The organism is Laspinema olomoucense D3b (assembly GCF_025370785.1).
GTDB lineage: Bacteria > Cyanobacteriota > Cyanobacteriia > Cyanobacteriales > Laspinemataceae > Laspinema > Laspinema olomoucense.
The window spans coordinates 1-14,467 of sequence record NZ_JAMXFA010000028.1; the positions used below are offsets into that span (position 1 = coordinate 1).

10 protein-coding genes and 1 pseudogene are annotated in these 14,467 nt (G+C 44.6%); 10 read left to right on the forward strand and 1 reads right to left on the reverse strand.

The window, feature by feature from the left end; all coding sequences use genetic code 11:
- Window positions 1–75 precede the first annotated feature (75 nt).
- The 3 genes and pseudogenes from NG792_RS19090 to NG792_RS19100 form a co-directional block, all read left to right on the forward strand.
- A pseudogene (locus NG792_RS19090) lies at window positions 76–276 on the forward strand (zinc ribbon domain-containing protein); the annotation flags it as partial.
- A 113-nt stretch (window positions 277–389) separates the two neighbouring features.
- Entirely contained in the window at window positions 390–806 is a 417-nt protein-coding gene (locus NG792_RS19095) for a XisH family protein (protein WP_261236428.1), read from the forward strand.
- The gene (locus tag NG792_RS19100) at window positions 794–1,129 is read left to right on the forward strand and encodes a XisI protein (protein WP_261236429.1); all 336 of its coding nucleotides are present in this window, start codon (window positions 794–796) and stop codon (window positions 1,127–1,129) included. Before NG792_RS19095 ends, NG792_RS19100 begins: the two co-directional genes overlap by 13 nt.
- A 310-nt stretch (window positions 1,130–1,439) precedes the next feature.
- Here the strand turns inward: NG792_RS19100 and NG792_RS19105 are convergent, their stop codons facing one another.
- On the reverse strand, window positions 1,440–1,727 hold the full coding sequence (locus tag NG792_RS19105) for a hypothetical protein (protein ID WP_261236430.1): 288 nt from the start codon (window positions 1,725–1,727) through the stop codon (window positions 1,440–1,442).
- An 850-nt stretch (window positions 1,728–2,577) separates the two neighbouring features.
- Between NG792_RS19105 and NG792_RS19110 the strand changes: the two genes are divergently transcribed.
- The 7 genes from NG792_RS19110 to NG792_RS19140 all read left to right on the forward strand — a co-directional run bounded on the left by NG792_RS19110 (window position 2,578) and on the right by NG792_RS19140 (window position 14,370).
- Window positions 2,578–2,739 carry a hypothetical protein gene (locus NG792_RS19110; RefSeq protein ID WP_261236431.1) on the forward strand — a complete coding sequence of 54 codons (162 nt, stop codon included), beginning with the start codon at window positions 2,578–2,580 and terminating at the stop codon, window positions 2,737–2,739.
- 252 nt (window positions 2,740–2,991) lie between these two features.
- Window positions 2,992–7,026 carry a plasmid replication protein, CyRepA1 family gene (locus tag NG792_RS19115; RefSeq protein WP_261236432.1) on the forward strand — a complete coding sequence of 1,345 codons (4,035 nt, stop codon included), beginning with the start codon at window positions 2,992–2,994 and terminating at the stop codon, window positions 7,024–7,026.
- Between the two features lie 1,053 nt (window positions 7,027–8,079).
- Window positions 8,080–8,931 (forward strand): CHAT domain-containing protein, encoded by an 852-nt coding sequence (locus NG792_RS19120; protein ID WP_261236433.1) that lies wholly within the window; start codon window positions 8,080–8,082, stop codon window positions 8,929–8,931.
- A 79-nt stretch (window positions 8,932–9,010) separates the two neighbouring features.
- On the forward strand, window positions 9,011–9,508 hold the full coding sequence (locus tag NG792_RS19125; RefSeq protein ID WP_261236434.1) for a helix-turn-helix domain-containing protein: 498 nt from the start codon (window positions 9,011–9,013) through the stop codon (window positions 9,506–9,508).
- Window positions 9,509–9,632: 124 nt separating this feature from the next.
- On the forward strand, window positions 9,633–10,259 hold the full coding sequence (locus NG792_RS19130; protein WP_261236435.1) for a transposase: 627 nt from the start codon (window positions 9,633–9,635) through the stop codon (window positions 10,257–10,259).
- A gap of 76 nt (window positions 10,260–10,335) precedes the next feature.
- A complete protein-coding gene (locus tag NG792_RS19135) occupies window positions 10,336–10,512 on the forward strand; it encodes a hypothetical protein (protein WP_261236436.1) in 177 nt (58 codons plus the stop codon).
- 168 nt (window positions 10,513–10,680) lie between these two features.
- Window positions 10,681–14,370 carry a WD40 repeat domain-containing protein gene (locus tag NG792_RS19140; RefSeq protein ID WP_261236437.1) on the forward strand — a complete coding sequence of 1,230 codons (3,690 nt, stop codon included), beginning with the start codon at window positions 10,681–10,683 and terminating at the stop codon, window positions 14,368–14,370.
- The last annotated feature ends 97 nt before the right edge of the window (window positions 14,371–14,467 follow it).

Below are 14,467 nucleotides of genomic sequence, written 5' to 3' on the forward strand. Positions count from 1 at the left end.
GGAGCCGTGTGAAGGGAAACTTTCACGCACGGTTCTGAAGACGAGTCGGGTGGGCGACTGCCCGGCTTAGTTTAATCCGATAGATTTTATCCATCCAGTCAACTCTGTTCTAATTGTAACCATCGAGAAAAAATGCCCCTAAACCAACGGACTTTTGAATGTCAGAACTGTGGTCTGAAGATTGATAGAGACTTGAATGCCAGCATAACGTTAGAAAAATCGCCGAGTTCCGACGATTACACTTGTGGACGGGGTGCTGCCGACAGTCCCGGATGAAGCAAGAAATAAACCTCAATATCCGGCTATGTCCGGGTTTGTGTAAGTTTTATAGAGCAGGTTTAGGATAATGGATAATCTATAATTTAGGGTCCATTCAATTCATACCCAACATGGCTAGAGATGTTTTTCATCAGCAGGTTAAAAATGCTTTGATTAAAGAGGGATGGAATATTACTCATGACCCCTTAACGATTCGGATTAGTGAAGCCGTAAAATTACAAATTGATTTGGCGGCAGAAATTGCGTTCGCAGCAGAACGGGGGGCGGATAAAATTGCTGTGGAAATCAAAAGCTTTATCGGTGATTCTGATATTAGTAGTTTTCACACCGCATTAGGACAATATCTTAATTATTGTCAAGCTCTCGAAGAACAAGAACCCGACCGATTGGTGTATTTAGCTATTCCCGTTGACACCTATTATGATTTTTTTCAACTTCCTTTCATCCAAAGAACCTTAAAACGTTATCAGGTTAAATTGGTGGTTTATGACCCTAAATTAGAGGAGATTCAGTCATGGATAAATTAGTACAATATCGACAAATTGTCAAGCAACTTTTGCAGGAACACGCCCAGCTTTCTGGAAAGGGGGACGCGGTAAAAACCCAGCTTATTTTTGATAATGAAAATGACCATTATCAGTTAAACTATGTAGGTTGGGATGGAGATAAACGGATATTTGGTCCGGTGATGCACTTTGATATTGAAGCGGGTAAAATTTGGATTCAGTATAACGGGACTGAAGACTCGGTGGCTGAACAATTAGTTAAAATGGGAGTACCCAACTCTGATATTGTCATTGGGTTTCACTCCCCCTTTAAACGGCAATTCACTGAATACTCAGTCGGATAATTATGCATTCCAAACATCTATGCAAAAACAGATGAACCCATGAGCTTCCGGCGTGGCAGGTGTATCGCAATCTCGAACAAGGTTGGCAGTGCCTCGCTCCGAACTGGAATAGATAACTTACACAAATGGCAGGATCTGACCGATTCACCGGCCCATCGCGGCTAACCGACTTACAACGGGTAAAGCGGGTAAGGGTCAAATAGTCTAATTGGGTTAACTCGGACTGACTCACGAAAATTTCTTTTAAATTCTGAAGGTTCATCGCCCACCCCCAGCTACTAAATACATGAGCAGCGGCCAGAGTTTGGGACTACCCGAGGAACTCTACCCATTGATCTAGGGTGAGGATATTCTCTCCTTGCTGATTGAGCAGCGCCCCTAGGAGGGATTGGGGGTCGGGGTTGATTCGGGCTAGGGCGAAGGCATATTTTAGGCTGCAATCTTCCTTGCCAAAGGGCTGGAGGCTGGCGTCGATTGCTTGACTGGTGATGGCGCAAAGCATTACTGTATCTCGGAAGCTCAGCTTTACGCCATTGCCCAAAATTGACTCGAACGCGGACGCTGCAAGGGGGGCGTAGTAGCCGATGGGTTTCGGCACTGATAAAATGGTCGTTAGTTTTCACTGAGGAGTGAAAACTAACGTAGCTGCGCGACTTTCGACGGGAGCGCAGCGATTGTTTTTGGGTATCAAACTCTTGTCTTTTAGTTTCGTGCATACTAAATTTAGTTTAGGCATAACAGGGGTCCAAGAGGTTTTTTTAACTTTTGTATCATTTTTAGTTGCAAGGGCTTAGATATGGCTATAAGTTTAAGGAAAGACAGAAAAAAAATATGAGTGACTAAATAAATGAGAAAGAACCCTGGGGGCAGACCGTCTTTGTATGATCGACCAAAGACTCGGACGACTATTTCTATTTCTATTGAAGGGTTAGAAGGCTTGGATGTGCTTGCTAACTCGCTAGATCTTAGCCGCTCAGAGCTCGTGGAGAGAATCGGTAGGGGTGAGTTAACCATTGTCTCACCCTCGGAGTCTGCACAAATAAAAAGCACTTGCCCTCCTCCTTAGCGGGGCGATCGCCAACCGCAAGCGAATCCTCGCTGCAATAGACGCAATCTCCGCCAAACTGCCAACCCTAAAGCACCCCACCGCTATTGAGCGCAATCAAGCCGAAGCCTCTGAACTCCGGCAGAGGCTAGACAAAATTGATGCTGAGGTGGGGGTAATGGAGTCTCTCTGTGCCAAATTTTCTTCCCAGGAGGAATGAAGACTCGACTTCCTCTCCCGACCCCACAAGGTTTCTGGCTTAGTTGATAAGTAACTCCAAAACGGTACTAATAAATGAATTAAATTGATGATAGCTTTAAACCCTGTAATTTTTACAGGACAAAGGTTCAAAAAGTTAAATTTCTATTTATTAGTCCTTTAAAGGGTCAGAAAGTTTAATTTCATGACCCAAAGTTTTCCCAAAAAATTTCCGGTTGTTCAACAAAAAAAAGAAGAGCTGTCCCCAAAATCTAATGCTCGTCTGGTAAACGAGCAAGGAAGCAGCCCCTCAACCCAATTTTTCTTTAAATTAAGTAAATTAAGTTTAACACAGGTTGAGGCATAGATAAAGGGGACAGCTCCAAAAAAGGAGCAGTCCAGTGTCTACCCTTGAGAAACGCCCACTCGTCCAGTGGCGGCATCTCCGTAGATGTCGCCAATGCCAAAGTCCCGTTTTCCGCGAAAAATTTACCCGTTTTCTTGCCCAGTTTCAGAGCTGCCGGTGTCAAAGGTGGCAATGGATCGGGCAAGTAAAACTCTCCCCGCCGTCGCCTCCGCTTCAGCCCACCTTAGACCGAGTAGGTGGAGGGGATGAGCTATGAGCACAGTCTACCCCTCGACTCTCTCCACTATCCGGCACTGGGCGATCGCAGATTGGCAAGCCTCCGGCATCGACCCCGTGATGATTGCCGCCAATCTCCAAATCTATGAAGGCATAGCAGCACTAGACCGCGTGCTCTATAGCCCAAAACTTCGCCGCACCCAATCCGGCGGCAACCCCGTCGCCCCCCCAGAACAGAAGCCTTACCGTTTCCTAGAAGATGGCATCTGGCGCTGCAAAAATCTGGCTCCCTCCTCCGGCTGGGAACAGGAGAGCTTATGGAGTCAAGTCAAACCCCTCCACCCCCGGCCATCCTGGAAAAAATTAGAGGATAATTCCTGGGTGGTCGTCCCTGGGAAATTCAACAAATACGAGTCCCCCAAGCACGAATCCTATGGGGTCTATTACTTCGATGTCCCCGGGGAAATTGCCGCTCAAGTCAGCGCTCGTTGTGGCGTTCCCTATCCAGGGGGGAATTTTTGGCAGTGGGTTCAAGAAAACATTTCTATCCCGTTAATCCTGGCGGAAGGGGCCAAGAAAGATGCCGCCTGTCTTTCCCGAGGTCACGCCGCGATTGGGTTGGGTGGGGTCTGGATGTTCCGGGACCCCAGCAATAAAGATAAACTGCACCCTGACCTTTTGGCCATCGGGCTGAAGGGGCGCAGGATTCATATTGGGTTTGACTTTGACCCCAAACTCACGACTCAAATAGCCGTTGGAAAAGCCTCGAACACCCTGGCTTATCTGCTCAGAAAGGAAGGGGCGCTCGTTGACTTCATCCGCATCCCTTCCCCCGACGGTGAAAAATGCGGTCTTGATGATTACTTTGTCCAGACTGGGGATGATGACCTAGAAGGGTGCAAATTCTCTAGTGAGTCCCTCTATCCTTACAATCCCTGGGAGTTCACCTACGAGCCAGACATCCTAGTAAATCGCCGCTATCTGGGCGATATCGAAGGACTTCCCTATTCAGGATTGAGAATCGTGAAGGCGACCACCGGCACCGGGAAAACGGACCACATCCGGGATCAGATGGTCCCCCTAATTGAACAGGGGTCACGGTGTCTGATTATCACCAACCGCAAATCCACCGGACGGGAGTTAGCTGCTCGCTTTGGGGTGCAATATATTGATGACGGCGAGGGGGTTAGAGATTCAGTCTATGGTTTCGCCTGCTGTGTTGAATCGGTAAAGCCCTTTGGTAAAGCCTCACCCCAGGTTACCCGGGTTCGCCAAACTGAACTGGGGCCTGAAAAACTGCCGTCTGAGTGGTTAGATGGGATTGTGATTCTTGACGAGTTTGACCAAACCTTGCAACAGATGTTAGGAGGGTCAACTTGTCGAGGAGATCGCGGTTGGATTATCACCACGTTTAAAAGCCTCATCCAAGATGTCTTAGTCCGGTCCAATGGGTTAGTAGTAGCCATAAGCGCCGACATCAGCAATTTAGATGTTGAGTTTTTGATGGCGATCGCCCGAGAAGCCTGTGACGACGAAGATGCGTTGCAATGCCCCATCAAGCCATTTGTGGTGGTCAATGAGTTCCAGCATGAGCATAAATACAATGCTTACCTTTACAACGGACCCGCCGACATCTACAACAAAGCAGTTGAAATCCTGAAATCTAAGCCCCAGGATAAGTGCCTCTGGTTCAGCGTAGAGGGGGCGCAAACTAAATCAAAATGGGGAACGAAGACGATTGAGCGGATGCTTAAGGAGGAGTTTCCTGGCATCCGCATCAAACGGTTTGACCAGCAAATTCTGGGGACTGACAACTCTGATGCAGACATCGAACACATTAATGAGTTAGCGCGTGACTGTGATGTGATGCTCAGTTCCACCTCAATCAGCAGCGCGGTTAGCTTACATGAGACTGAGCGATGGATTGCTGTTTGCGACATTTCCGCTGGACTCAACAGCGTCCGAGAATATCGGCAGCGACTTGACCGGGTGCGTGCGAGGGTAGACCGGCATTTGTTTATCCCCAAAATTGCGAAACCCATCGCCAATGGGTCGAGTGACTACCGGAAGATTAGAGCGGGCAAAAACCGACAAGTTTCGGCATTGATGAGAATTCTTCAGGAGGTAGATTTCAATATTGATAAAGCCCATGACCCGGTATGCTTCCGCACTTGGACCAAACAAGTAGCCCGCTTTAACCGGGATTGTTATCGCTACCGAGAGGCGGCTATCTCCTTGTTTGAATCGGAGGGGGTGCGGGTCATTCCGGTTGATTCCCTGGATAAAGAGGGGGCCAAAGCTATCTCCAACTCGGCGAAGATGGCTCGGGATAAAAATTGGGCGGACCACTGCATACAACGGGCTGATGCTTTGGAAATCGAGCCGGAAACGTTCAGGGAGTTGGATAAAAAGGCTCAGAAAACGGAGGCCGAGCAGCACCAGTGTGAGCGCTACCGCATCGCGCAAGACTTTGGCGGGATTGAGGAATTGACCCCCTCCCTAATTAAAAAGCATGATGAGGGCCGTCACAAACAATGGCGCTTGAATTTCTATCTCCTGTTCGCGAAGTTTGCTGAGTCTCAGGATAAGCGCGATTTGGACCATCTGCTGTCTCGCCCACTCCTTCATCTGCCGGATATTAAATGCCGTTCGGTGAAGGCGAGGATGTTGGAATTTCTGGGGGTGAAGCGGTTGCTAGACCCGGACAAGGAGTTTACTGCGGATTCGCCGGAGGTGCAAGGGATTGTGACTCTGGCGCGATCGGGTCGCCAGTCGATTAAGGATTGTTTGGGAGTCAAGATTAATTCCGGTGTGAGTGCGATGCAAACTTGTCAGCAGCTTCTGGGTTTGATGGACCTCAAGTTGACAAGTTCGCGTCGCCGCACTCCTGAAGGGGTCAAACGCTTCTACCGTTTTGTTCCTCCCCAGGATGAGCGCTGGACTGTTTTTGATCTTTGGGTTGACGGCGAGGTGTTGAAGTCTTCGGATTCTCCGGGGAGTGATCTAGCCGGTGGAACACGACCGGCGAGTGATGCTCCAGCCGGTGTAGATTCATTCTCAAGTGATCCAGCCCCGGATGAGCTAACCCCTGGTGAAGGGTGGAGCGGATCAGTCCCCCCTATAAATAGACCTATTTATGCAGGGGGTGGATCAGTGGGGGAGGATCAGTCCCTCATAAAAGAAGGGGAGGACACGGACTTTCCCGCTGGTGAAAAAACCGAGGAGGGTACACAGGATTCCTTCGCTGGTGAGCAACCCGATGCAGGTCAGGCGATCGCCTCCGATGTAGAAAACCTCGATGCACCCACTCTACCCGAGAGTGATCCAACCCCTGGTCAAGTGTGGGGCCGATCCACCCCGCCTATAAATAGATCTATTTATAGGTGGGGTGGATCAGTAGGGGGTGGATCAGTAGGGGGTGGATCAGTAGGGGGTGGATCAGGAAGCAGAGATCAGTCCCCCCGAAAAGAACGGGAGGGCATCAATTCCCCCGCCGGTGAACAAACCGAGGAGGGCAGAGCGATCGCCTCCGATGGAGAAAACCCCATCAATTCCCTCGCCGGTGAACGACCCAAGAAGGACATCGACTCATCCAGCGATTCCCCCGAAGGTGAACAACCCGAGGATGACATCAACTCCACCGCTAATTCCCCCGCCGGTGACCGAACCGATGCGGGTACTCTACCCCCTCGGTTTGTAACCGGCGATCGCATTCGCGGCATCTATCACACTGCTTATGGTGGCACGGAGCAGAGGGAGGGGATTGTGGCAGTTGACCCGCTGGATCGGCTTTATGTAACCTTTGATAAAAAGGCTAAATTTGATGCGACTCCACGGGTTCTTCTGGATTCTTTGCAGGATGTTCGCCCACTCCCTGACCCGGTGGTGACAAGGGAAACGACTGAGCTTATCGGGCAACTAATCCAACAGGGGACAGGCTTAGAAGCAATCCGGGAGTTAATTGTTGGCCGGTATGGTGTCTCGGATCGGCGGTTGATGTCTACGTCGCAATTGAGAGATTTGTGCGCTCGGCTTCTATCCCTTCTAGCCAAACGAACAAAACTGGACTAACTCCATCAAAAACCTAGAGGGCACTGTGGTCCTGACTGAAATTGATTCCCCGACACCGATGCGATCGCCGTTAGGAGTCATGTAAAAATAACCTGACTAATTTTTACTTGGAGGCATTATCCAGATAGGATTCCAGATAAAATTTACACAACTTATTTTTACACGATGCCTTGGCAGATAGGGGACTGGGTGCAGATAGCTTCAGAACCGCCCCCGGATTTGGCCGGAATAAGCGGCAATGCTGGGTACGCAGGAAAGGAGACTTGGGCCTCACCTTAGTTCGGTTGGATGAACTGGAGGAGGCTATTCCATCAAAATTTGAGCCAGTTCCCAGCGAAGAGTACCCCGGGGTTGAGGTCAAAATTAGTTAGTGGCAGTGCATTTAGTCCACATTCCGCATAAGCCTAAATACTTATCGGGAATGTCTACGCAAGTTTTTTTGGTGAAGTGATTATTTTTTAAAAATCGCTAAAAACCTTTCCCTCCATGATTCTCAACTGTTTTATGTAGAAGGTTTTCTATAACTTTCTCCATTGGAGCAAGCATTCAAAAAATGCGGTTTTTATTGAGAATATTCTCAATAAGCCCAAAAACTCCGGTTAAGGACCATTGTTCCCATAAATTTTCTATAAAATCGCTGGAACCCTTTATGGACAAAGGTTTTTAAAAATAAAAACTTAGCAATTAAACCTGCGGAATGTGGGTCTTAACCACAAATTACACAGATTTTACAGCCCCAATCTTTGTGAAAGTCCCTGAAATCTGTGGTTAATTTTTGGCCCCAGCCTTTTCCGAAGTCTTGCCTACCAATCATTGTGCGTGACACCTAGCCAAAAGTACAGGTTTTTCCCCATCCAGGGTCAGGTGAGGGCTGATCTTTCGGATAGGTTAGAAACTAACCGATTGGTTAGCCCTGTCTTGGGGTTGATCTGCGTACAGTGGGTGTAAGGAAAACCGCAGGGCCCACTTTTTTATCCCCTTTTTGGTGACTTTTCCCGTTGCCCAAATTCCAACAACCTATAAGTGAGGCGAAATTAAGCAGGGGCTTCAACCATGAAAACGATTCTGATTTTATCGGTTAATCCACCAGGGACAACCAGACTGAGACTTGATCGCGAAGTTAGAGAAATTCAAGCCACCTTGAAGCGGTCCAAATACCGCGACTGCTTTCAAATCGTCAGTGAAGGGGCCGTCCGAGTCGATGACTTGCGACGTACTTTATTAGAGTATCAACCGGCGATCGTTCACTTTTCCGGGCATGGAGTGGGAACCGAGGGACTGGTTTTAGAAAACGAATCCGGACAAACCCAGTTAGTGAGTAGCAAATCCTTAGCTTATCTGTTTAAACTCTTTCAAACCAAAATCGAGTGTGTTTTACTGAATGCTTGTTATAGCGAAATCCAAGCCGAAGTGATTCACCAATATATTGATTATCTAATAGGCATGAATCAACCCATTGGCGATGAAGCCGCCATCAAATTTGCCACTGGATTTTATGATGCTTTAGGGGCAGGGGAACCTTATGAACGCTGTTTTGAAATCGGTTGTGCCTCCATCGCTTTAGAAGGAATGGACGAAGCCGATACCCCCAAACTGAAAGCCAGACCCCGCCCCTATGCTTTTTCTGGGATAAAAGAGCTTGAAGAATCAGGAAAAATTGCACCCGCGCCCCCTCCGGTTCAACCCATCACCCAAACGGAAACAACAACAATTACTGATAATCGCCGAATTAAAATTGGCAAGGGTAATTTTACAGAGATAAAAGAGGGTAACTATACGGAAAAAATAGCAGGAAATTATAATATTTATAACAACAATTACAGCTCAGGCAACCCACAATCCAATCTTGCCGATGCTGCGACAGAACTGCAAAAATTGCTAGTGCAGATGTGCAAAAGAAGATAATCAGCTATAATGAGATGAAGAGGCAGAGGGACCCCTATCAGGGCCCTCGCCTCACGCTTCTATCTGGACGTAATCAATCATGCCTACTCCAAAAGCTAAAGTCTGTACAGTATCGGACAGGCAGCATCAGTTACTAGAACAAATATCGCGCAAGGCAACTAATCCCCATCGGTTAGTAGAAAGGGCCAAGTTAGTCTTGTGGGCCGCTGATGGAATCAATAATACCGAAATCTCCAATCGGTTGGAAATGAACCGGAATCAAGTGCGGATGTGGCGCGCACGATGGGCTGATGCCTCAGCTACTCTAGCGGAAGCCGAAACCTCCGCAACTAGCGATAAAAAATTAATTCAACTGATTGTAGATATTTTAAGTGATCAACCTCGTTCCGGTAAGCCCGCCACATTTACGGTAGATAATATTGTCCAAATTGTGGCAGTGGCCTGTGAACATCCCTCACAAAGTCAGCGGCCAATCAATGAATGGACTCACCAAGAATTGGCATCCGAAGTCGTTAAAAGAGGAATAGTCAAAGAAATTTCCCGCTATAGTGTGGGTCGTTTTTTAAAAGGAGGCTGATCTTCAACCTCACCGCTCTCGATACTGGCTAAATACAGCCCCTAAAGATAGGGAAGCATTTCAAAAACAGGTAAAAAATATTTGTGAATTACACAATAACGCATCAGAATTAGCCGAAAACGGTGTGCATTTGATTAGCACCGATGAAATGACGGGGATTCAAGCATTAGAAAGAGCTTACCCGACTCAATCCATGATTCCTGGAGAAGTAAAACGGATAGAGTTTGAATACATCCGACATGGAACTCTAAGTTTAATAGCCAATTGGGATATCCATAAGGGGCAAGTTATAGAACCCTCTATTGGTCCAACTCGTACTGAAATAGATTTTGCCAACCATATCACTAAAACAATTGATACGGATCCCAAAGCCGGGTGGATTTTTATGGTTGACCAACTGAATACTCATATGAGTGAATCTCTAGTTAAGTTAGTAGCCTCTCGTTGTCAGATAGATATCGACCTGGGTGTTAAAGGGAAAAAAGGAATTTTGAAATCGATGAAAACTCGTTCAGCTTTTTTAAGCGACCCAACCCATCGCATTCGTTTTGTGTATTTGCCCAAACACACCTCCTGGTTAAACCAGATTGAATGTTGGTTCAGTATCTTGACCCGTCGCCTTTTAAAACGAGGTGAATTCACTTCTATCTATGACCTATCTGAACAAATCTTTAAGTTTATCGATTACTTCAACCGAACGAGCGCCAAACCATTTTTATGGAAATTTCAAGGGTTCAAGGAGCTTGATTAGACTGGCTACTTATTTTTACACATCTGCACTAGACTATCTGGGGCAATCTTATTCAACAGAAACAACCCTAGGAAAAATGCAAATAGCAGCCGAAGCGGTTAAGCGGATGGAAAATAACCCCAGATTATCAGAGCAAATTAGGAGTGCGATCGCCCAGAGTGGCATCCAGGAGTTTCAGCAACGTCTTAAGCATCCAGCTGCCCATTTTGTCATCGGTGCTTTAGAAGATTGGCAGAAAACACAAAACATTTAAGCCAGTCATGTCAACTCATGCTGTTTAAGACAGAGAATCGATATTACATCCCCCTAAAACAGTTGGTAAAAACCAGATAGGGGATCAGAACCGACTTTAGGGACGGCGTTCTATTGCATCCGTTCCTTGAACTTAAAAATAAAAATAATTTAAAGGGTGGCATCAATCATGGAAAATAATACGGACAACCGAGAAGTTGATATAAAAACTGGAAATTATATTGAGCTAACGGAGGGAAACTATACGGAAGCAGTCGCAAGAGATTATATCCAAGGAGATTATTTAGTACATGGGAATATCCTCACCTTCAACCATACGGAAATTCTCCAATACTCCAGCGAGACTATCAAAAATCGGGAGTTTATCAAAACCTCACCCTACAAAGGGTTAAAGAAATTCGACTGTGAAGATAAAGACCTATTTTTTGGCCGAGACCAATTTTTAACCAGCTTAGTCAATGAACTCGAACAAAGTAACCTAATTTTACTCCTGGGAGCAAGTGGGAGTGGGAAATCCTCCTTAGTAAGAGCGGGTTTGATGCCTTGGTTAGGCCAGAAATGGGGTTCACAGTTTGTCAAAATCATCTTTACGCCGGACCGGGACCCTTTTGAGTCATTTTATGCTAGTTTACTCAGTAAATACAAACAAGCTGATGCCCAAATTGCCCGAGAAGCGAAAGCCGATACTCTGCATCGAGTGATTACCCAACTCAAACAATCGGATGAGTATTGGTTAATTGCGATCGACCAATTTGAGGAACTCTTTACCACGACTCAGAGTGATAAACAAGAAATATTTATCAACAGCTTAATCCACTTAAATAAAACAAAAAATAACTCTGTAAAAATCATCGGGACCATGCGGGCAGATTTTCTGGACAAACTGAGTCCGCACCCCAAATTGGTGAAAATTATCGATAAAAGTCGCCCCATGATTGCGGAAATGCAGCCTGATGAATTGCGGTTGGCGATCGAACAGCCAGCCGCTCATCATGGAGTCCTTATCAACCCCGAATTAGTCCAGGAAATTCTCAAAGATATTCAGGGACAAGCAGGTTATCTACCCTTATTGCAATACACCCTGAACCTCCTCTGGGAAACCGAACTTAAACAGAATTTAATTCAAGAACGCACCCTCAATCTCGACACCTATCGCCAGTTAGGAAGGGTTCAAGGAGCCTTACAACAGCACGTCAATACCCTCTATGAGACTCTATCTCCCGAAGAAAAACAAGCCACTCAAAGAATCTTTCTAAAATTGGTAGACATTGGGGAAGATGCAGCATCCGGCGGCGAATGGAAACCCGTCCGCAGAAGAGCCTCCAAATCCATTTTTACGAGTGAGCTAGAGCAACAGGTTCTCCTTAAACTCATTAATGAAAGTTTATTAGTTAGTGATTTTTCTCCCGAAACGAAAGAATCAACAATAGATATTACCCATGAAATTTTGTTGACTTCATGGCCTCAATTGAATGGCTGGATTAAGGAAAATAGAGAGGCCATTTCTATCCGCAACCGCCTCAACCACGACATGAACCTCTGGAAACGCAAAAAATCCGAGGATGAATTGTGGAGTGGATCTAAGTTAGAGCAGGTGTTAGAACTGCGAATAAACCCGAACTTTAATCAAGTTTTGGGCGGGTTTAGCCCAGAGGAAAATGAATTTATTGAAAGGAGTGTGACACGGCGCGATGGACAACGGCGCAAAACTATATTTGCACTCTCTACATTTTCTCTTTTTGCATTTTTAATAGCAGGATTTGCAGGGTTACAGTGGCACAATGCACAGTTAAATGAAATTAAAGCTCTTAGTTCATCCAGTCAATCTCTTTTAAGATCAAACCAAGAATTTGAAAGTATCTTAGAAAATTTAAGAGCATTAAAAAAAATGAGGAGTGTTTCCCCACTTTTAAGATTTTATCGACATCAAGAAAAAGAAAATATTCAAAATAAATTAGAAGAAATTCTCCAAGAAATAATGACTAAAGTCACAGAATACAACCGCCTAGAAAAACATATAGACGAAGTTTTAGATGTAAATTTCAGTCCTGATGGCAATATCATTGCTAGTGCAAGTAAGGACAAAACTGTTAAGTTATGGAATTTGTTTGGAACAGAAATTAATACCCTGATAGGACATAAATCTCAGGTAAATCAAGTACAATTTAATCCTACTGGAAACCGAATTGCAACCGCCAGTCAAGATGGAACTGTTAAAATTTGGACAAGAAAAGGTGAATACATCACTACCCTTAAGGAAACTAAAAAAAATCTTGAAAGTATAGTGAGTGTAAGATTTGCCCCTAATGGCCAAACAATTGCAACTGGTGATGTTGGTGGAAATGTAAAGCTGTGGACTTTAGAAGGTAAATTAATAAATTCTTTTAAGGGACATGAACTGCCTATATTAAACTTGAGTGTTAGTCCCGATGGTAAGTTTCTTGCCACAGCTAGCAAGGATAAAACAGTCAAACTTTGGAATCATAATGGGAAGCTACTACACACTTTGAAGGGATATCATACAGATTGGATTTGGAGTGTAGCTTTTAGCCCAGATAGTCAAACAGTTGCTACAGCTAGTAGGGATGAAACAGTTAATCTTTGGACAGTTGATGGGAAATGGTTAAAAACATTAAGAGGTCATTCTAATTCAATTAATAGCGTTAATTTTAGTCGAAATGGTGATAAAATTGTTACTGCCGGTAGTGATAAAACCATTATAATTTGGAACAAAGATGGTGAACAAATACATAGCTTTTTGAGTGGACATAAAGATTGGATATGGAAGGCTACTTTTAGCCCAAATGAAAACATGATTGCTACGGGCAGTAAGGATGGAACTGTAAAAATATGGAAATTAAATAATATACCAATAAAACAAGCTCATTTTCAGGAAATTTATAGCATTAAGTTTAATCTAAATGAAAGAGAAAAATTAGCTACGGCTAGTCATGATGGAACTGTTAAACTTTGGAATGGTTCAGGTAATTTAATTAAGGTGTTAAGGCATCAAAGTTTAAATTCTGCATTTACTTCCGTTGACTTTAGTCCGGATGAAAAACTAATAGCTGCTGCTACTAATGATGGTCATGTAATAATTTGGGATAGCAAAGGGAGTAATAAAGTTCAACATATTTTTTATAAACCTGAACAACAGTGGATTTGGCAGGTGAGTTTTAGTCCGGATAGTAAGAGTATTGCTACTGCTGGTGAAGATGGTACAATTATACTGTGGAAACTAGATAATAAGCAAAAACAAATTATTAACGCACATCAGGATGAAAAAAATGCAGGAGTCAATAGCGTTGTCTTTAGCCCTAATGGGGAAATTATTGCATCCAGTAGTTGGGGTAAACTAGCCAAAATTTGGACAATTGAAGGGGAACTTATCACCTGCCTTGAAGGGCATAATGATGCTATTCATAGCATTACTTTTAGTCCCGATGGTAAAATAATTGCAACTGCTAGCCACGATAAAACCGTCAAACTTTGGACAAATGAAGGTAAGCTAATTAGAACTATTAAGGCACATGATGCTGGTGTCTTTCGAGTTAGGTTTAGCCCAGATGGTCAAACAATTGCTACTGCTAGTTTAGATAAAAGTGTTAAACTCTGGAGCCTTGATGGTAAGAAACTAAAAACCTATAATGGACATGATAATGATGTTTTAAGTCTTGATTTTAACCCAGACGGCCATAGCTTAGCTTCCGGTGACAAAGGAGGAAAATTAATTTTGTGGAATTTGACCAGCAATCTACTTGTAGATGCTTGCGATTGGGTAAATGGTTACCTAACTAATAATCCTAACGTTAGTGAGGGCGATCGCGGCATTTGTGATAATGTTAAAACTTACGAATAATTAATTAAAATACTTTAAGATTTTGTAGTTAGTACAAACTTTAAAATTGGTTGAAAAATATTTTTCAACCACTTTTAAAGTGCAAGCATAAATTATT